This is a genomic window from Microbacterium sp. zg-YB36 (assembly GCF_024623575.2).
Classification (GTDB): Bacteria; Actinomycetota; Actinomycetes; order Actinomycetales; family Microbacteriaceae; genus Microbacterium.
Genome location: NZ_JANJFD020000013.1, coordinates 34,283 through 52,450, shown reverse-complemented (window position 1 = coordinate 52,450; position 18,168 = coordinate 34,283). Strand labels below are relative to the sequence as shown.

Annotated in this window: 15 protein-coding genes; 7 read left to right on the top strand and 8 right to left on the bottom strand. The window is 69.8% G+C overall.

Annotated elements, in window-relative coordinates:
• Positions 1 to 24 precede the first annotated feature (24 nt).
• Together NQ151_RS16010 and NQ151_RS16005 are read right to left on the bottom strand one after the other, a co-directional pair.
• Positions 25 to 1,188 carry an acyl-CoA dehydrogenase family protein gene (locus NQ151_RS16010; protein ID WP_257528697.1) on the bottom strand — a complete coding sequence of 388 codons (1,164 nt, stop codon included), beginning with the start codon at positions 1,186 to 1,188 and terminating at the stop codon, positions 25 to 27.
• A gap of 187 nt (positions 1,189 to 1,375) precedes the next feature.
• Positions 1,376 to 2,422 (bottom strand): M15 family metallopeptidase, encoded by a 1,047-nt coding sequence (locus NQ151_RS16005; RefSeq protein ID WP_257528696.1) that lies wholly within the window; start codon positions 2,420 to 2,422, stop codon positions 1,376 to 1,378.
• A 112-nt stretch (positions 2,423 to 2,534) separates the two neighbouring features.
• On the opposite strand from NQ151_RS16005, the gene NQ151_RS16000 reads away from it, so the two are divergent.
• From NQ151_RS16000 to NQ151_RS15990, 3 genes are all read left to right on the top strand, one after another.
• Entirely contained in the window at positions 2,535 to 3,581 is a 1,047-nt protein-coding gene (locus tag NQ151_RS16000) for an Rv2578c family radical SAM protein (RefSeq protein ID WP_257528695.1), read from the top strand.
• Between the two features lie 43 nt (positions 3,582 to 3,624).
• Complete coding sequence (locus NQ151_RS15995) at positions 3,625 to 4,890, top strand: glycosyltransferase (RefSeq protein WP_257528694.1); 1,266 nt, start codon at positions 3,625 to 3,627, stop codon at positions 4,888 to 4,890.
• A 187-nt stretch (positions 4,891 to 5,077) separates the two neighbouring features.
• Entirely contained in the window at positions 5,078 to 6,319 is a 1,242-nt protein-coding gene (locus NQ151_RS15990; RefSeq protein ID WP_257528693.1) for an amidohydrolase, read from the top strand.
• Positions 6,320 to 6,385: 66 nt separating this feature from the next.
• Here NQ151_RS15990 and NQ151_RS15985 read toward each other — a convergent pair whose 3' ends face one another.
• On the bottom strand, positions 6,386 to 8,527 hold the full coding sequence (locus NQ151_RS15985; protein WP_257528692.1) for a DEAD/DEAH box helicase: 2,142 nt from the start codon (positions 8,525 to 8,527) through the stop codon (positions 6,386 to 6,388).
• A 235-nt stretch (positions 8,528 to 8,762) separates the two neighbouring features.
• On the opposite strand from NQ151_RS15985, the gene NQ151_RS15980 reads away from it, so the two are divergent.
• Complete coding sequence (locus tag NQ151_RS15980) at positions 8,763 to 9,683, top strand: aldose 1-epimerase family protein (protein WP_257528691.1); 921 nt, start codon at positions 8,763 to 8,765, stop codon at positions 9,681 to 9,683.
• Between the two features lie 2 nt (positions 9,684 to 9,685).
• Here NQ151_RS15980 and NQ151_RS15975 read toward each other — a convergent pair whose 3' ends face one another.
• The 4 genes from NQ151_RS15975 to NQ151_RS15960 form a co-directional block, all read right to left on the bottom strand.
• Entirely contained in the window at positions 9,686 to 13,378 is a 3,693-nt protein-coding gene (locus tag NQ151_RS15975; RefSeq protein WP_257528690.1) for an efflux RND transporter permease subunit, read from the bottom strand.
• 106 nt (positions 13,379 to 13,484) lie between these two features.
• On the bottom strand, positions 13,485 to 13,859 hold the full coding sequence (locus NQ151_RS15970; protein WP_257528689.1) for a fluoride efflux transporter FluC: 375 nt from the start codon (positions 13,857 to 13,859) through the stop codon (positions 13,485 to 13,487).
• On the bottom strand, positions 13,856 to 14,263 hold the full coding sequence (locus NQ151_RS15965; protein ID WP_257508817.1) for a fluoride efflux transporter FluC: 408 nt from the start codon (positions 14,261 to 14,263) through the stop codon (positions 13,856 to 13,858). Before NQ151_RS15965 ends, NQ151_RS15970 begins: the two co-directional genes overlap by 4 nt.
• A gap of 9 nt (positions 14,264 to 14,272) precedes the next feature.
• A complete protein-coding gene (locus NQ151_RS15960; protein ID WP_257508816.1) occupies positions 14,273 to 15,244 on the bottom strand; it encodes a DNA topoisomerase IB in 972 nt (323 codons plus the stop codon).
• Positions 15,245 to 15,573: 329 nt separating this feature from the next.
• Here NQ151_RS15960 and NQ151_RS15955 point away from each other — a divergent pair, with 329 nt between their 5' ends.
• Complete coding sequence (locus NQ151_RS15955; RefSeq protein WP_257508815.1) at positions 15,574 to 15,738, top strand: hypothetical protein; 165 nt, start codon at positions 15,574 to 15,576, stop codon at positions 15,736 to 15,738.
• A 63-nt stretch (positions 15,739 to 15,801) separates the two neighbouring features.
• On the opposite strand, the gene NQ151_RS15950 is transcribed toward NQ151_RS15955, so the two are convergent.
• On the bottom strand, positions 15,802 to 16,551 hold the full coding sequence (locus NQ151_RS15950; RefSeq protein ID WP_257508814.1) for a MerR family transcriptional regulator: 750 nt from the start codon (positions 16,549 to 16,551) through the stop codon (positions 15,802 to 15,804).
• Positions 16,552 to 16,698: 147 nt separating this feature from the next.
• On the opposite strand from NQ151_RS15950, the gene NQ151_RS15945 reads away from it, so the two are divergent.
• Positions 16,699 to 17,562, top strand: a complete 864-nt coding sequence (locus NQ151_RS15945; protein WP_257528688.1) for a DUF4097 family beta strand repeat-containing protein — start codon at positions 16,699 to 16,701, stop codon at positions 17,560 to 17,562.
• Entirely contained in the window at positions 17,562 to 18,167 is a 606-nt protein-coding gene (locus tag NQ151_RS15940) for a PadR family transcriptional regulator (RefSeq protein ID WP_257508812.1), read from the top strand. The genes NQ151_RS15945 and NQ151_RS15940 overlap by 1 nt, the downstream gene beginning before the upstream one ends.
• Position 18,168 lies beyond the last annotated feature (1 nt).

Below are 18,168 nucleotides of genomic sequence, written 5' to 3'. Positions count from 1 at the left end.
CGCGGCGGGCGCGGCGCCGCGGCGTCAGCGCTTGCCGGCGATCTTGCGGCTCACGATGTCGCGCATGATCTCGTTCGTGCCGCCGTAGATGCGGTGCACGCGGGCATCGAGGAACGCGCGGGCGATCGGGTACTCGGTGATGTACCCGTAGCCGCCGTGCAGCTGCACGCAGGTGTCGAGGATCTCCCACTCACGGTCGGTGGTCCAGAACTTCACCTTCGCGGCCTCTTCGGCGGTGAGCTTGCCGTCCTTGTACGCCAGCAGCGCCCGGTCGAGGTACGCCCACAGCACGTCGACGGTCGTGGCGACGTCGGCGAGCTTGAAGCGGGTGTTCTGGAAGTCGATGATCCGCTCGCCGAACGCCTCCCGGCTCTTGGTGTACTCCACGGTCCACGCCAGCGCCGCCTGCGAGGCGGATGCCGCGGCGATACCGATCGACAGTCGCTCCAGCGGCAGGTTCATCATCAGCTGCAGGAACCCTTGGCCCTCGGTGCCGCTGATGAGGTTCTCCTCCGGCACGAACACGTCGGTGAACGACAGCTCGGCGGTGTCGTGACCGTGCGAGCCCATCTTGTGCAGCTTCTTGCCGTGGTCGAAGCCTGCCATCCCGTTCTCCAGGATGAGCAGGCTGAAGGCGTCCGGGCGGGTGCCCTCCCCCGTCTTGACGAAGGTCACGACGATGTCGGCGGTCTTGCCGGAGGAGATGAACGTCTTCGCGCCGTTGACGAGGTAGCCGCCGTCGACCTTCTTGGCGGTGGTCTTGATGCCGCGCAGGTCGCTGCCCGCGCCCGGCTCGGTCATCGCCAGTGCACCGAGCACCTCGCCGGTGGCCATGCGAGGCAGCCACTTCTCCTTCTGCGTCTGCGTGCCCATGTGCACGAGATACGGCACGGCCAGGTCGTCCTGGATGCCGAAGGCCCCCGCGAGGGACCCGGCTCCGGCGCCGATCACCTCTTCGTTGACGATCGTGCGGAAGCGGTAGTCCTGCAGCATCCCCGCGCCGCCGAACTCCTCGGGCACCGACAGGCCGATCAGGCCCGACTCCCCGGCTGCGAGCATCGTCGCTCGGTCGATCTCGCCGTCGGCATCCCACTGTTCGCGCTTCTCGTTGGTGACGTACCGCTTGATGAACTCGCGGACGACCTCGCGGAACGCGTCGTGGTCTTCGTCGTAGATGTCCCGCTCCATGCGCAGGCCCCCTTCAGGTTTTCGGCGGCGGCGCCGCCGGGTACTCAGACGTCTCGGTGGGGCACCGCCGGCCGAAGGGCGACGCTGCCGAGGCGAGTCTAGGCTCTGGGACCGCCCGAACACACCCGTTTGTGGGATTGAATGCCGCGATGTGCGGAACTGAGTACCGCGGGATTGTGGGATGCCGCTAGTCGGCGTAGTCGGGTGCGGCGGGGAGCCCGAAGAACTCCTCGAGGGAGTGGAAACCGCCCTCGCGGTAGGCGCGCGCGAGGTCGACGCCGATGAAGCGCAGGTGCCACGGCTCGTGCGCATAGCCGGTGATGGCGGTGTAGCCCTCTTCGTAGCGGACGATCCAGCCGTACTCCCACGCGTGCTCGCGGATCCACCGGTCGGCGGGCGTGCCGGCGAGATCGTCGAGGTGCCCGCACACGCCGTCGCAGGCGACGACGTCGGCGGTCAGCCCCGACTGGTGCTCACTGAAGCCGGGTCGGGCGCTGACGAGGTCGGCCCCGGCGACGCCGCGGTCCTCGACATGCGCGGCATAGATCGACTGCTGCATCCCGAACGAGCGATAGCCATTCTGCACCCCGATCTCGCGGCCCGCAGCCTCGGCGGCGGCGGCCATCTCGGACAGCGCGGCGGCGGCATCCGCCCGCAGGATCGCCTGATTGCCGCCGGGCATGGCGCCGGCGGAGACCAGCGGCGACGGCGCGTACTCCAGCGGCGCATAGGGAAGCTGCTTGTTGACCACCATCCACAGCCGGGCGGGATCGGTCAGGTCGACACAGGGCGCGGCTCCCTCGGCGACCGCCTGACGGAACGCCTCGGCGCCACCCGCCGCGGCGATGACGGCGCGGTCGTCGCCGGCGGCGAGTGCCTCGGTCACCTGGGCCTCGACGCAGATCCCGTCGGTCACCTCGGGCTCGGCCGGTGCCGCCTCGACCTGCTCCACCGGCTCCGCGCCGCGCATGGTGGGAACCGGCAGCGTCGTGGCCGCCGGCGCGGCGCGCGTGCCGACCGGCACGCCGTCCTTCGGGCCGGTCTCGGCCACAGGCGCCAGCACAGCGCTGGACAGTGCGATCCCGCCCCACAGCACCAGCGCCGCGAGCACCGCGAGCACGATCGCTCCCCGTCGGCGCGCGGCACGACTGCGCCGTGCGCGCCGCGCCGGCTGCCGCGGCGCAACCGCCGCGCGCGGGGCACGGCGGTACACCGGCGGTTCGGGATCCGTCACCTCCCCATTGTCCCCTTTACGCGTCCCCGCGCTCGCATCGGAACCCAGCGCGCCGTTCGATCCATCATCCGCCCCGGTTGACATACTCTCGAAGATCTGTTCCCATGGACCGATGCGGTGGCAAGGTCAGGAACTGGGAGTGGTGGATGCCGACGCCCTGCCCGGAATGGAACGCATCGACGGCCTGGTGCGCTCGGTGACCACGCCCGAGTTCGCCGGGATGACCTTCCACGAGGTGCAGTGCAAGTCGGCGCTCAACCGGGTGCCCGCCGTCTCGGCGATGCCCTTCGACTGGACGGTGAACCCGTATCGGGGGTGCAGTCATGCCTGCGTTTATTGCTTCGCTCGTGGCACGCACGAGTACCTCGATCTGGATGCCGGGAGGGACTTCGATTCCCAGATCATCGTGAAGATCAACGTCGCCGACGTGCTCGCCCGCGAGGTGCGCCGCGGGTCATGGGCGCGGGAGCCGGTGGCGCTGGGAACCAACACCGACCCGTATCAGCGCGCCGAGGGCCGGTACCGGCTCATGCCCGGGATCATCGGCGCGCTCACCGAATCGGGCACCCCGTTCTCGGTGCTCACGAAAGGCACGCTCATCCGCCGCGACCTGCCGCTGCTGCGGGAAGCCGCGGCATCCGTGCCTGTGTCGCTGGCGATGTCGATCGCCGTTCCCGACGAGGCGCTGCGCGCCGCGATCGAGCCGGGGGCGCCGTCGTTCCAGGCCCGGCTGGACACCGTGCGGGCCGCCAGGGAGGCCGGCTTCCGGGTCACGGTGTTCCTCATGCCGATCGTGCCGCACCTGACCGATTCGGTGGCGGTGCTCGACGATGCGCTCCGGCGCATCAGGGACGCAGGCGCCGGTCGCATCGTCTGGGGCGCGATGCACCTGCGCCCCGGCGTCAAGCCGTGGTTCATGCAGTGGCTCGCCCGCGAGCACCCCGAACTGGTCTCGTCGTACCGCGGCCTGTACCCCGGGGCATCCGTCGGTGCTCCCAAGGCGTACCGGGTCTGGCTGGCGCGCCGAGTGCGGCCGCTGCTGCGCCTGCACGGGCTGGCCGGCGGCGCGGAGGACGACGAGCCGGTCCGCCCGGCGCGGCCGGGACCGATCGTCACGACCTCGCGCGGCCAGGCGGCGGCCGCCGCGACGCTGTTCTGACGCGGCCTTTCGCCCGCCGGCATCCGGGTGCACCATGTTGCGCATGGCTCGCATCATGCTCACCGCCATGCCCTTCACCGGCCACGTCACCCCGATGCTCGCCGTCGCCGAACAACTCCTCGCGCGCGGCCATGATGTGCGGTTCTACACCGGCAGCGCGTTCCGCGACGCGATCGGCGCCGTCGGCGCCCGCGCGGTGCCGTGGACCGAGGCGCCCGACTTCGACGAGCACGACATGGCGGCGACCTTTCCGCGGCTGGTCGGCAAGAAGGGCCTCGCGCAGCTCCTCGTGAACGTCGAGGACTGCATGATCAACACCGCCCCGGGACAGGTCGCCGACCTGACCGCGGAGTGGTCGCGGGAGCCGTGGGATGTGATCGCCGGCGACGAGCTGTCGGTCGGCACGGCCCTGTTCGCCGAGAAGGCCGGCTGCCCGTGGGCGACCGTCGCCGTGCTGCCGCCCTACATGCCCAGCAGATTCGGCCCGCCCAGCGGCGTGGGCCTGGTCCCCGGCACCAATCCGCTGACGAAGGCGAGGGATGCCGCGCTCCGTGTGATCGCAGCGCGGCTGCTCGGGCGCCCACTGCAGAAACCGCTCGCACGCGCCCGCGATGCCGCGGGGCTGCCGCCCTCCCGTCGCGACTTCAACACCACCGTGATGTCGCAGCAGCTGGTGACGGCAAGCGGTAGCCCTGCCCTCGACTTCGCCCGACCTGACCGCCCCGCCCACCTGCACTTCGTCGGCCTGGTCGCCCGGTCGCCCGGGGACGGGTTCGCGCCGCCGCAGTGGTGGAGCGACCTGGAATCCCGCACCGTCGTCTGCGTCACGCAGGGGACGCAGAACATCGATCCGAGCGATCTCATCCGTCCCACCCTGGAGGCGCTGGCCGGCGAGGACGTCATCGTGGTGGCGACCACCGGCATCCGGGGTCACGACACCCTGCCGTTCCCGGTGCCACACAATGCCCGCGTGGCCGGGTTCATCCCCTATGCGCAGCTGCTCCCCCGAGTGCAGGTGATGATCACCAACGGCGGCTGGGGCGGCACGCTCGCGGCGCTGGCGCACGACATCCCGCTCGTCATCGGCGGCGGCGATCTGGACAAGCCCGAGATCGCGGCACGGGTCGCATGGGCCGGCGCGGGGGTGAACCTGCGCACCGGCACACCGTCCGCCGAACGGATCGCGGCCGGGTATCGCCGCGTCGCGGGCGATCCGTCGTACCGGGACGGCGCCGCCCGCGTCGGCGCGGAGCTGCGCAGCCTGGGCGGGGCGCCTCGGGCCGCGGAGCTGGTGGCGGCGCTCGCGTAGCCCTCCCCGCGACAGGAGGACTCCCCGGTACAGGACGATCCGGCTGAAATCGTCCTGTACCGGCGAGATCACCTGTGCTGGGGAGCGGGGTGACCGGCCGGGAGGCGCCCGCCGGGTGCCTTGTGCCGGTGTCGACGGCGACGCAGACTCAGGGCAGAATCCGCAAGCGACGAAGGGAGCATCCCCGATGGAAGCGCACGAGAACGTCACCGTAGACCCCGCCCTGGCAGATCTGTACCGGGACCTGCACAGCCACCCGGAACTGGGATTCCAGGAACACCGCACCTCCGGCATCGCCGCGAAGCGTCTGGGGGAGCTGGGGTTCGAGGTGACGACCGGCGTCGGCAAGACCGGCGTGGTGGGTCTGCTGCGAAACGGCGACGGTCCGACGGCGCTGCTGCGCGCCGACATGGACGCCCTTCCCATCAAGGAGGACACCGGACTGCCGTATGCCAGCACGGTGACGGCGACCGACGCGAGCGGCAAGGTCGTGCCAGTTGGCCACATGTGCGGGCACGACATGCATGTGACCTGCATGCTCGGCGCCGCCAAAGTGCTCTCCGATGACAAGGGGAGCTGGTCGGGCACACTCATGATCGTGTTCCAGCCCGCCGAGGAACTCGGTGCCGGCGCGCAGACGCTCGTCGACGACGGTCTGTACGAGAAGTTCCCCAAGCCCGACGTGGTGCTCGGCCAGCACGTCGCCCCCCTGCCGGCCGGCAAGATCGCCGGCCACCCCGGGGCGTCGTACGCCGGCTCGGACTCGCTGCGCGTGCGCCTGGTGGGCCGCGGCGCGCACGGCTCCATGCCCGAGGCGTCGATCGATCCTGTCGTCATGGCCGCGGAGACCATCCTGCGCCTGCAGACGATCATCTCCCGCGAAATCCCCAGCACCGCCACCGCCGTGCTCACGGTCGGCTCGGTGCACTCCGGGGATGCCGCGAACGTCATTCCCAACGAAGCCGAGCTGCAACTGAACATCCGCAGCTACACCGAGACGGTGCGCGATCACATCCTCGCCAGCGTCGACCGCATCGTCCGCGGCGAGGCCACCACGGCCGGCGCGCCGCAGGAGCCCACCATCACCGAGATCGAGCGGTTCCCCGTCGTGGTGAACGACGCGGCGGCGCTGGCGAAGACGCTCGACGCGTTCGCCACATGGCTCGGCGCGGACAAGGTGATGGACCCGGGGGCGGGAGCGGGCAGCGAAGACGTCGGTATCCTCGCCACGGCCGCCGGTGTGCCGCTGTCGTACTGGCTGCTCGGCGGTGCCGACCCCTCGCTGTTCACGACGGGCGACATGACGGATCCGGCACTGCTGAAGGTCCCGTCCAACCACTCGCCGCACTACGCGCCGGTGATCGAGCCCACGCTCACGATGGGTGTCACCGCGTTGGTCACCGCGACGCGCACCTGGCTGCCGGCGTGACACCGGCCTGAAACGACGATGCGCCGACCGCCTGGGCAGGCGATCGGCGCATCGGGGTGGGGCTGCTTACGCGTCCACCTCGGCGAGCTGGCGGCCGGCCAGCTCTTCGAGGATGTCGTCGCCGACACGCACCTCGTCGAACGGGGCGTCGATCTCGGCGCGCTCGAGCATCTCGGTCATACGCCGACGGCGCTGACGCGGGATGAGAGTGACGACGGTGCCGACGCGGCCCGCGCGACCGGTACGACCGGAGCGGTGCAGGTACGTCTTGTACTCGTCGGGGGCGTCGGCCTGGATGACCAGGTCGATGTCGTCGACGTGGATGCCGCGGGCGGCGACATCGGTGGCCACCAGGACGTTGACCCGACCGTCGGTCAGGCGCTGCAGGTTGCGCGTGCGCTTGGCCTGGTTCAGGTCACCGTGCAGCGCGACCGCCGAGATGCCGAGGTCGTCGAACTGCTCGGCGAGCATTTCGGCGTACGCCCGGGTCCGGGCGAAGACGAGCGTCTTGCCTGCGCGGTCGACCAGCGAGTTGAGGATCTCGGCCTTGTCGCGGTGATCGATCACCAGGATGCGGTGGTTGATCGTGCTGGAGTCCTGGTCTTCACCGGCGACCTCGTAGACGGCCGGCTCGACGAGGAACTCGTCGACAAGGGCTGCGACCTCGCGGTCGAGCGTGGCGGAGAACATCAGCTTCTGCGCGCCGTCTGCGACCAGACGGAGGATCCGCTGCATGGGCTCGAGGAACCCGAGCTCGGACATGTGGTCGGCCTCGTCGAGAACGACGATCTGCACCTCGGAGAGGTTGAGCTTGCCCTGCGCCACGAGGTCTTCGATGCGACCCGGCGTGCCGATGATGATGTCCACGCCCTTCTTCAGCGCGCCGACCTGGCGTGCCTGCGGCACACCGCCGTAGATCTGCGTGGTGAAGATGCCGACGCTGCGGGCGATCGGCTGGATCGTGCGGTCGATCTGCAGCGCGAGCTCGCGGGTCGGGGCCAGCACGAGCGCCTTGGGGAGGCGACCGAATTCACGGCGCTTGCCGGCCTGCGAACGCAGCAGCGACTCCACGAGCGGAGCGCCGAAGGCGATGGTCTTGCCGGAGCCGGTACGACCGCGCGCCAGCACATCCTTGCCCTCGAGGATCGGGGTGATCGTCGCGGCCTGGATCGGGAACGGGGTCGGTGCCCCGAGATCGGCCAGCACGCGGACGATGTTGTCGCCGAGCCCGAGGCTCGAGAATGTCACATCTGCGACCTCGCCGGCCTGAACCGCTTCGGCCTGCAGACGCTCGTGCACGACGTCGACGTTGTCCTGGTGCGCCTTGCTCTTGGTCTCGGCGTTCCAGTCCGGGCGTGCCGGGCGGTCGTTCGAGTCGCGACGGGGACGGTCGTCGAAGGAGCGTGCCGGGCGGTCACCCGAGTCGCGACGGGGACGGTCGTCGAACGAGCGAGCCGGGCGGTCGCTGAACGAGCGGACCGGACGGTCATCGCGCTGCGGGCGGTCACTGTACGAACGGGCCGGGCGGTCATCGCGCTGCGGGCGGTCGCCGGCGTCGCGACGGGGACGCTCGTCGAAGGTGCGAGCCGGACGGTCGCTGAACGAGCGAGTGGGACGGTCATCGCGGGCGGGACGGTCGCTGAACGAACGGGCCGGACGGTCATCGCGCGCCGGACGGTCGCTGTACGAACGCGCCGGACGGTCATCACGCTGCGGACGGTCGCTGTACGAGCGGGCCGGACGGTCATCGCGCGCCGGACGGTCGCTGTACGCACGGGCCGGACGGTCGTCGGACGAACGCTCCGGACGGTACGAGGGGCGGCCGTCACCGGTGGGGCGACGCTCATCACGGGCGACGCGATCACCGCGGAAGCCGCGGTCGTCACGCTGCGGGCGGTCACCGACCGGGCGGGCCGGGCGGTCGTCGAACGAACGACGGGGACGGTCGTCACCCTGCGAGTGCGTGCGGATGGTGCGGGCCTCTTCGCGGCCCACCTTCTCCTGCGCGGTCCAGCGGCGCTTGGGCGCCTCGCCGGTGGCAGCGGTGTCGGGTCGGTAGCCGCGGTGGCTGGGGCTCTTCGATCCGGTGGTGCCGGTCGAGGCATCGCCGGGCTGACGCTTGCGGTCCTGGTAGCTCGTCTTCGCACCGTAACGCGGTTCGAAGTTCTTCGCGGGGCGACCGCCGGCGGGCTTTTTGCTTTTAGGCATGGATATGTCCTTCTGGGTTCTCAACACACGAGAACAGCGCCCGCTACGCGCGGGCATACCCGGACATTCGTCGGCCGGGGCCATTATCGATGATGGTCATGCGCGTCGATCGACGCCCACCATCGGCCCCTTGGACTCACAAACCCATCCACGCACCACGCGTGGTGTCCAGAGCCGACTGATAGAGCCTACCGGGTTCCGGCTGGGAAATTGCCCGTGGTCCTACCATTGCCTCATGAGCAGTCACACGCCGTACGATCCGACCGGCCGCAGGTTCACCGTGCACAGCGGTGACACCGTCGCCGAGATCGCCCAGGTCGGCGGCGCGTTGCGGGCGTTCCAGGTGGGTGGAGTGGACCTCGTGCCCCGCTATCCCGACCACACCCCCACCCCCGCGGCATCCGGCGTGGTGCTGGTCCCGTGGCCCAACCGCGTGCGCGACGGCCGGTGGACCCAGCACGGCGTGACCCACCAGCTCGCGCTCAGCGAGCCGAAGACCGGCAGCGCCTCACACGGCCTGCTGCGCTACACCGGCTACCAGCCGGTGGAGTACACCGAGGACGCCATCACCCTCGGAGCCGATGTGTACCCGCAGACCGGATACCCGTTCTACATCGCCACCGAGGTGACGTATGCCGTCACCGACATCTCCCTCACCGTCACGCACCGTCTCATCAACCTCGGCGAGGCCCCTGCGCCCGTCGCGCTGGGCGCACATCCGTACTTCTGCATCGGCGACGTCCCGACGGCGCAGCTGTCGGTGCAACTGGATGCCGCGACGCGCTTCGAACTCGACGACCGGCTGCTTCCGGTGGCCGAGGTTCCCGTCGACGACGCCACCGACCTGCGCTCACCCCGACTGCTGGGCGACCTGGATCTGAACACCGGGTACGGCTCGATCGCCCGTGACGACGAGGACTGCGTGCACACGCTGCTCACGGCGCCCGACGGACGGGTGCTCGACGTCTGGGCCGGCACCGGCTTCGACTACCTGCAGCTGTTCATCACCGACCGCTACCCGGACCAGCCGATCGCGATCGCGATCGAGCCCATGACAGCCCCCGCCGATGCGTTCAACTCCGGCGAGGGGCTGCGATGGCTGGCACCGGGTGAGCAGTGGCAGCTGCAGTGGGGTGCGACCTACCGCACCCCCTGAGCTCAGCTGCGGTCGTCCTCGTCGCGCGCGGGTTCGGCGTCGAGCTCCTGGTCGGCGTCCGGCTCCGCGTGGTCGGCGGACCCGACGACGGGCTCGTCGCCGGCGTCCACGTCGGGCACGTCCTCGGCCGCGGGCTCCGGATCGGGCGCAGTGTCCACGACCGTAGCGGAAGCCTCGTCGTCCGCGGGCTCGGCCTCGGGCTCGGCGGACTGCGGCTGCGACCACGGCACGTCCTCGCCGACGCGAGCCGGCTGCACCGCCTGCGACAGCGCCGACAGGCGGTTACCCCCGGGCTCTGCGGCTCCATCCGCGGTCGGCGCGTCCGCGGCCGCATCCGCGGTCGGCGCGTCCGCGGTCGTAGCGTCCGCAACCTCCGCGTCCGCCACCTCCACATCGGCGCCCGGAGCGACAGCAGCCACCTCCGTCACGGTCGCCGGGGCGTCACCGGCATCCTGACCGCCACCGGCAGCGGCCGGGGTCGGGCGAGGCGCGTCGGGGATGACGACCGGGAGGCTGATGGTGGCGCTCTGCACCCGGCGGTCCCGACGCGTCAGCGGCGCAGTCGCGCCGCCGCCAGCGGTAGCCCCGTCGGCGACGGCGCCGGCGAGGGCCGGCTCACCACGACGGGCCGCACGACGCTCGCGCGCACCCTCCACGAGGTTGTAGAGCGTCGGCAGCACGAGCAGCGTCAGGAAGGTCGACGAGATGAGCCCGCCGATCACGACGATGGCCAGCGGCTGCGAGATGAACCCGCCGTGGCCGGTGATGCCCAGCGCCATCGGGGTGAGGGCGAAGATGGTCGCCAGCGCCGTCATGAGGATCGGCCGGAGGCGGCGTGCCCCGCCGGCGATCGTGGCGTCACGGGCGGAGAGCCCCTTCACGCGGTACTGGTTGACCAGGTCCACCAGCACGATCGCGTTGGTCACCACGATGCCGATGAGCATGAGCACACCGATGAGGGATGCCACCCCGAGCGGCACGCCGGTGGCGATCTGCAGCAGGATCGCCCCGGTCGCCGCGAACGGCACCGAGACCAGCAGCAACAGCGGCTGACGCAACGACTTGAAGGTCGCCACCATGACGATGTAGACGATGAGGATCGCGGCGAGCATCGCCAGGCCCAGCTGCGTGAACGCGTCCTGCTGCTGCGAGACCACGCCACCGAGGGTCGCATCGGCCGAAGCGGGCAGATCGGCGTCGGCGAGGGCCTCGTTGACCACGGTCGAGGCGGTGGTGAGGTCATCGCCGGAGGGCGTGACGCTCACCGTCGCGGTGCGCTGGCCGCCTTCGGTCGTGATCGACGTCGGGCCCTGACTCTGTTCCACCGTCGCGATCTGAGACAGCGGGATGGGGCCGGTGGCCGAGGGGACCTGCAGGCCGCGCAGCTCCTCGAGGGTGGCCGGGGTCTGGGAGGCGGCGAGGTAGACCGTCAGCGCGGTGCCGTCGATTTCGACGGTGCCCAGCTGCTGCGGCTGCATGGTGCCCGATACCAGTGCGCCGACGGCGACCTCCGATAGCCCGAGGGCCGCGGCGGCGTCGCGGTCGACCACGACGGCGATGTAGGGCAGCGAGTCCGACAGGTTCGTGGTGACCTGCTCGACGCCGTCCTTGCCGTCGATCGCCGTCACGACGGCATCCGTCGCCTCCTGCAGCGTCTGCTGGTCGGGGGCGGTGACGTCGATCTCGATGTCGCTGGATCCGAAGCCGCCGGTGGCCGAGACGGCCACCGTGCCGACGTCCTCGAGTCCGGCCACGACGTCGAGCACCTCTTCACGCACGACCAGCTGGTCGGCGTCGGGGTCGGTCGTGACGGAGAACGTCGCACCGCTGGAGCCGCCCGAGAAGGCGTCGGCCAGGGCCGAACCGCTGGAGCCGATCGACACCTGCACCGTTTCGACGCCGGGGACCTCCAGCAGCTCGTCCTCGACGGTCTGCGCGGCGGCGTCCTTGGCCTCCAGCGATGCCGCCGGACCCAGGTCCTGCGTCATCGTGAAGGTGTTCTGACCGGTGTCGCCGAGGAAGTTCGTCTTCATGAACGGCGCGGCAGCCGCGGTGCCCGCCAGCACCAGCACGGCCAGCAGCAGCGTCACCCACGAGTGCTTGAGGGTCCACCGCAGGATCGGCAGGTACATCTTCTGCAGACGCGACGGCGGTGCGTCAGGGTGCTCGGGGTCGATCTGGTTGCCGTCGGCGTCCAGCAGCGGCTTGCCGGGGCGCAGGAACCAGTAGGCCAGCACCGGCACGATCGTCAGCGACACGAACAGCGACGCGGTCATCGCGATCGTCACGGTCAGCGCGAAGGGGCGGAACAGCTCTCCGGTCATGTCGCCGACGAAGGCGATGGGCAGGAACACCGCGACGGTCGTGATGGTGGATGCCGTGATGGCCGCGGCCACCTCACGCACCGCAAGCAGGATGGAGCGCGTCTTGTCGGCGGTGCCGACGTAATGGCGCTTGATGTTCTCGATCACGACGATCGAGTCGTCGACGACCCGCCCGATCGCGATCGTCAAGGCGCCGAGGGTCAGGATGTTCAGCGAGTAACCGAACGCCTGGATGCCGACGAACGTGATCAGCACGCTGGTGGGGATCGAGATGGCGGTGACCAGTGTCGAGCGCACCGACAGCAGGAACACCAGGATGACCAGCACCGCGAAGACCAGGCCCAGCAGGCCCTCCTGCGCGAGCGCCTCGATCGACTGCTGGATGTAGGGCGCCTGGTCGAAGACGACCGTGAACTCGGCCTCGCCCTCCAGCGCCTTCTCCAGGTCCGGCAGAGCCGCGAGAACGCCGGTGGACACGTCGACCGTGTTGGCCGCCGGGAGCTTGGTGACCGCGATGGTCAGCGCCGGTTCGCCGTCGACCCGGGAGATCGACGTCTGCGGGTCCTTCTCCTCTGCCACGGTGGCGACATCGGCGATCGTGACGGGTTCGGCGGCGAACTGGGCAGCCTCGGTGGGCACCAGCGGGAGCTGCCCGATCTCCTCGATCGAGGCGATCTTCGCGCCGGTCTGCACCGTGAGGGTCTGCCCGTCCTCGGTGATGCCGCCGCCGGGGAACAGCACGCCGTTCTGCTCGAGCGCGTCACTGATGGCCTGCTGCGAGAAGCCCGCTGCGGCCAGCGCCGCCTGGTCGGGAGTGATCGTGATGCGCTGTCCGGCGCCGCCGATCACCTCGGCGGCGTTGACGCCTTCGACATCCTCGAGGTCCGGAATCACGGTGGATTCCAGCAGCTCCTGCACCGCGGCTTCGTCGTCGTAGCCGGTGACGGCGAGCTGGATGACCGGGAGGTCATCGATCGACAAGCTGAACACCTGCGGGTCGACCGACTCCGGCAGCTGCCCCTTGATGCGGTTGATCGCTTGCGAGATCTTCTGCTCGGCTGTGGCCAGGTCGGTGCCGTACGCGAACGACGCCTGGATGATCGAGGCATTCGTCGTGCTCGTCGCGCTGGTCGATTCCAGACCCGGCACGCCCTGGATGGCGGTCTCGATCGGCGTCGACACGTCGTTGGCGACGACATCCGGCGAGGCGCCGGGGTAGGTGGCGACGACCGACACCGCGGGGAACTCGATCGAGGGGATCAGTTCCTGCTTGAGGTTGGTCAGAGCGAGACCGCCGAAAACGGCGGCGACGATCGTCACGAGGGCGATGAGAGCGCGGTTCTTGAGGCTCAGGACGGCGAGGTTCGACACGGGCTGCCTTTGCGAGCATGGGATGCGGGAGGTCGGATGCCGCGAGCGCGACTGGATACGCGGATGTATCCAGTCGCATTATCCCACGGGGCGTCTGCGCCGATTCTCAGGGAACGAGGCCCCCGATGACCATCCCGATCGCGGCGGCCAGGACGGCCAGCCCCAGGGTCGCTGCGAGATTGACCACGGCCCAGTCGCGCCGGCCCCGCTGTGCCAGCAGCGCCGAATCGACGCTGACCGTGCTGAAGGTGGTGAAGCCGCCGAGCAGGCCCACCGCCAGGATCGCCACCCACGCAGGGGCGACGACGGCGCCCAGACCGACGAGGAATCCCAGCAGAGCGGAGCCGCTGACGTTGACGATGAGGACGCCGAGCGGGAACACGTCGGTGCGCCCGCGCATCACGACGGCATCCACCACGTAGCGGGCGCCCGCGCCGACCCCGCCGGCGCCGACGAGCGCGAGCATCTCCCAGTGGTTCATCCGCCGACCTCCTCGGGAACGGTCGCCTTCCGCCGCCCGATCACGAGCCCCCATGCCGCAGCGGCCACTCCGCCGAGCACCGCGACCGCTGCCAGCAGCAGCCCGGTCACCGGCGCCGCGCCGAAGACCTGCACTGTCTGCACCGCGAACGCGCTGTAGGTGGTGAACCCGCCCAGCACGCCGGTGCCGAGGAAGGCACGCAGCCGCGGCCGCCGCGGGCCGAGCCGGCCCGCGATGAGGCCCAGCAGGAAGGACCCGGCGACGTTGACCAGCATCGTGATGGCGGGCAAGACGAGGGGGTGCACCCCCGGACCCCACGGCACCACGAGCACCGCGCGCACGGCGACGCCGAGCGCACCGCCGAAGATGACCACCACGAGCGTCACCCATGAGAACCGCGCCACGCGCTCAGGCTAGGGAAGCTGCGGCAGAATCAGTGCGCGGATCGCCGATTCCGGTGAGACGGAGGTGTCCAGCAATCGGCCCTTCTTATAGCGGTTGAACACGCGGGGGTCGACGTAGGAGCCACGTGCGACGGACGGGGTGTTGCCGAGGGCATCCGCGGCGCGCTGCACCGCGATCACCTCCGCCCGCTTTCGGTCGCGTTTGGTGTCGACAGTGCCGATGCGCGCCAGCGCGTCGGCGGCGATGATCGTGCCACGAAGGGTGCGGAAGTCCTTCGCCGTGAAGTCCCCGCCGGTGAGCACGCGGACGTACGCGTTCACCTCGTGCGGCGCCAGCGGCACCCGCCGTCGGCCCTTCTCCCACGACAACAGCGGCGAGCCGGGTCTGCCCGCCGAGAGCAGGCTCATCACGGCGGCAAGATCAGCGTCTTCCAGCTCGATCAGCTGGCGTTTGCCGCTCTTGCCCGGAAAGCCCAGCGAGACGACCGGTGCCACGACCGTCGCGTGCCGGCGCTGCAACGTCGTCAGGCCGCGGTTGCCGGTGCGAGCGAGATGCCGTTCCGAGCCGATGCGCACCGCCGCCTGATCCAGCAGCCGGAACGCCGCCGCGAGCACCCGCTCGCGATCCAGGCCCTCCTGCCGCAGCGCGGCCGTCACCCGCCCCCGGGCACGCGGCAGCGCCTCGGCCAGCTGCAGGGCTCGGGCGTACTTCCCCTTGTCCCGCTTGGGCGCCCAATCAGGGTGGTACAGGTACTGCGTGCGGTCGGCGTCGTCGACGCCGATGGCCTGGATGTGCCCGTTGGGTGCGGCGCTGATCCACACGTCCCGCCAGGCCGGCGGGATGACCAGCGCCCGGATCCGTTCGCGGTCCTCGTCGCCGACGGCTTTGCCTCGATCGTCGAGATAGCGGAACCCCGACCCGGATCGGACGCGGCGGATGCCGGCATCCGCCGCAGGTCGCACGCGCCGAAGCCGCGCCACGTCAGTGGGTGCGGAGCATCGGGATGAGCTCCGCCTTGCGCTTGGCAGAGCAACCACGCAGCTCTTCGTAGAGCCCGGGGTCCTTCAGGCTGTTCGATCCTCGGCCCTGCGGCATGGCGTCTCCTCGTCAGCGGATGCCACGACGTTAGGGCTTCGGATCGATCGCCGCAGGGGCTTGACAACCATCGCGCGCACGTTCTAGCACCGCCGAGGATCGCCCGTCAAGACCTCGGTAGAGCACTCTCAGGATGGATAATGTATTCGTCGAGCGCTGACTCGCGCCTCACCCCTCTCCCCGCGGGTGGTGGGAGTAAAAACAAGGAGCCCCCATGAACATTGCACTCTTGATCATCATCGTCGTCGCCATCGTTCTTGCCATCGTTGGTGGACTCACCGAAGCGCTGAGCTGGCTGCTGTGGGTCGCACTGATCGTCGGTGTGATCGCGCTGATCGCTTTCCTCTTCCGCGTCATCAGCGGCAACAAGCGCGTCTAAGCGTCCCCAGAGGACGAGGGCCCGGCGCATCGCGCCGGGCCCTCGTTTTCGTTGTGCGGGCGGTTACAGCGCGTGCTCGGCATAGATGCGCAGCGCGTCGCGGACCAACTCCGCACCCGATGCACCGCCGTAATTCGCACTAAAACGCGGATCGGTGACGTACATCTCGCCGAGGCCGGTCACGTATCCCTTGAGGTTGCCGGCCGTGGGCGCACCGGGGACATCGCTCAGCCAGTCGACGTGACGCGCGGCCAGCGCCTGGGCCTCGTCGGACTCCGGTGCGACGCCGCGCGCGGCGGCATCCGTCCAGTCTGTTGCCAATCGCATTGAACGCTGTTTCCAGTCGTCCTGGTCCGCCGTGCTCAGGCCGCGCCACCAGCGATCACTCTGTGCGTACGCCGACGCGCCCCAGCGCTCGGTGACCTCGTCCTTGTACTGCGTGTGGTCGAAGCCGTCGAACATGTCTTGTGCCATGAGTTGTTCACCTCCTTCCAGTGCCTCGATGGTTGATTCGACTGACGTGATCTGTCGCGTCAGTCGGTCCTGCTCCTGGCGCAGCCACGCCAGGTGGGCGGCGAGAGCGTCTTCTTGCGACGTTTCGCGGGCGAGCACCTCGCCGATCTGCACCAGGCCCAGCCCCAGCTCGCGCAGCAGCAGAATGCGCTGCAGTTTCACCAGGGCTTGCTGGTCGTAGTGGCGGTAGCCGTTGCGACCGGTGCTCGTCGGCGCAAGCAGCCCGATGTCGTCGTAGTGACGAAGCGTGCGACTCGTGGTGCCCGCAAGCCGCGCGACCTGCTGGATGGACCATTCCATGGGCCCCCCCTCCTCGCCTACGACCGTAGAGGTTGACGCAACGTCAAGGTCAAGCCCCGATTTCAGTCCACCCGTTGACATCGCGATATATCGTGTTACTGTGACCGCAAACACGATATATCGTGACTTCAAAACTCAGGAGCAGACATGACCCTCGAGAAGTGGATCATCCACCCGGGAGAAACCCGCGTCATCGACATCGAAGGAGTCCACACACTCAAAGTCGGCCTCGTCGGCGGACAGATCGATGTCGTCGCGCACGACGAACCGGGGGTGCGCGTCGAAGTCCACGGCGTCACCGTCAAAGACCTGCGCATCGAGGTGTCCGGCGACCTCCTCGAAATCGACCACGCACAGCTGCGGTGGGACAACTTCCTCGAAGTGTTCCGCAACTTCGGGGCCGGCGGCCCGAAGGCCGAGATCAGTGTCGCCGTCCCCCGTCGCCTGGGCCTCACCCTCGGCGTCGTCAGCGCCAGCGCGCTCGTGGCGGGCCTGCAGACCAACGCCAAGCTCAACACCGTGTCCGGCGACATCCTCGTCGACGGGCTCGTCGGCGACGTCTCGATCAACGCCGTCTCCGGCGATACGCAGGTGCGAGGGCTGCAGGGCGCGCTGACCGCCAACAGCGTCTCCGGCGACGTCGCGGCATCCGGATCGCTGCGCAGAGCCACGGTCGACACCGTCTCCGGTGCCATGCTGATCGACTCCGCCGGCCCCACCGAGGCCGTCAACATCAACACCGTCGCCGGCAACGCGACGCTGCGCCTGGACCCGAACCGCCCGACCAACTACGCCGTCCGCAGCGTCAGCGGCAATGTCCTCATCGACGGCATCACCCGCTCGGGCGGCGGCGGCGTGGGCGTCAACTACGCCGGATCGGTCGGCGAGCTGAGCGGCTCGTTCGCCGACGTGCGCGCCCACACCGTGTCGGGCGACGTGACGGTGCTGCGTCGAACGGATGCCGTCGCGTCCGATTCCCCGGCCGCGATCCCCGAGCCGGAGGAGTGGTGATGACCCCGGTGTTCTCGCACGGCGACCTGCGTCTGTACCTGCTGAGCCTGCTCGACGAGTCGCCGCGTCACGGCTACGACCTCATCCAGGCCCTGTCCGACCGCACCGGCGGCACCTACACGCCCAGTGCCGGCACGGTGTACCCGCGACTTGCCAAGTTGGAGGAGGAGGGACTCGTCACGAAGTCGGTCGACGGCCGTAAGACCGTCTACCAGATCACTGAAGCAGGGCGGGCCGAAGTAGCCTCCCGATCCGGGGATCTGGAGGGTATCGAAGCCGGTCTCACCGACAGCGTGCGCCTGATCGCCGACGAGGTCCGCGGCAGCGTGCGTGAGGCGATGCGGAGTCTGCAGGCCGACCTCGCCGCGGCCGCTCAGACCGAGCGCAGCACGGCGTCGCAGCCGGTCGCCGACGACGCCCGCACGCTCAGCCGCGAACAGCTGCACCGAGCGGACACGGCGCTGACCGAGTTCCGCGCACAGGTGCGTGGCGACCTGCGCACCCACGTTGCGCGGGGTGGGACGATTTCCCCCGCGATCGTCAACGACCTCATCGCGACGCTGGAGGACGCCGCCCGCGAGGTCATCCGAGCACTGCGGGACTGAC

Excerpts from the sequence above, each read along its gene's own strand:
- NQ151_RS16010 (WP_257528697.1), bottom strand. The coding sequence starts at position 1,188 with ATGGAGCGGGACATCTACGACGAAGACCACGACGCGTTCCGCGAGGTC.
- NQ151_RS16000 (WP_257528695.1), top strand. The coding sequence starts at position 2,535 with ATGCGGTGGCAAGGTCAGGAACTGGGAGTGGTGGATGCCGACGCCCTG.
- NQ151_RS15995 (WP_257528694.1), top strand. The coding sequence starts at position 3,625 with ATGGCTCGCATCATGCTCACCGCCATGCCCTTCACCGGCCACGTCACC.
- NQ151_RS15990 (WP_257528693.1), top strand. The coding sequence starts at position 5,078 with ATGGAAGCGCACGAGAACGTCACCGTAGACCCCGCCCTGGCAGATCTG.
- NQ151_RS15985 (WP_257528692.1), bottom strand. The coding sequence starts at position 8,527 with ATGCCTAAAAGCAAAAAGCCCGCCGGCGGTCGCCCCGCGAAGAACTTC.
- NQ151_RS15980 (WP_257528691.1), top strand. The coding sequence starts at position 8,763 with ATGAGCAGTCACACGCCGTACGATCCGACCGGCCGCAGGTTCACCGTG.
- NQ151_RS15970 (WP_257528689.1), bottom strand. The coding sequence starts at position 13,859 with ATGAACCACTGGGAGATGCTCGCGCTCGTCGGCGCCGGCGGGGTCGGC.
- NQ151_RS15955 (WP_257508815.1), top strand. The coding sequence starts at position 15,574 with ATGAACATTGCACTCTTGATCATCATCGTCGTCGCCATCGTTCTTGCC.
- NQ151_RS15950 (WP_257508814.1), bottom strand. The coding sequence starts at position 16,551 with ATGGAATGGTCCATCCAGCAGGTCGCGCGGCTTGCGGGCACCACGAGT.
- NQ151_RS15945 (WP_257528688.1), top strand. The coding sequence starts at position 16,699 with ATGACCCTCGAGAAGTGGATCATCCACCCGGGAGAAACCCGCGTCATC.
- NQ151_RS15940 (WP_257508812.1), top strand. The coding sequence starts at position 17,562 with ATGACCCCGGTGTTCTCGCACGGCGACCTGCGTCTGTACCTGCTGAGC.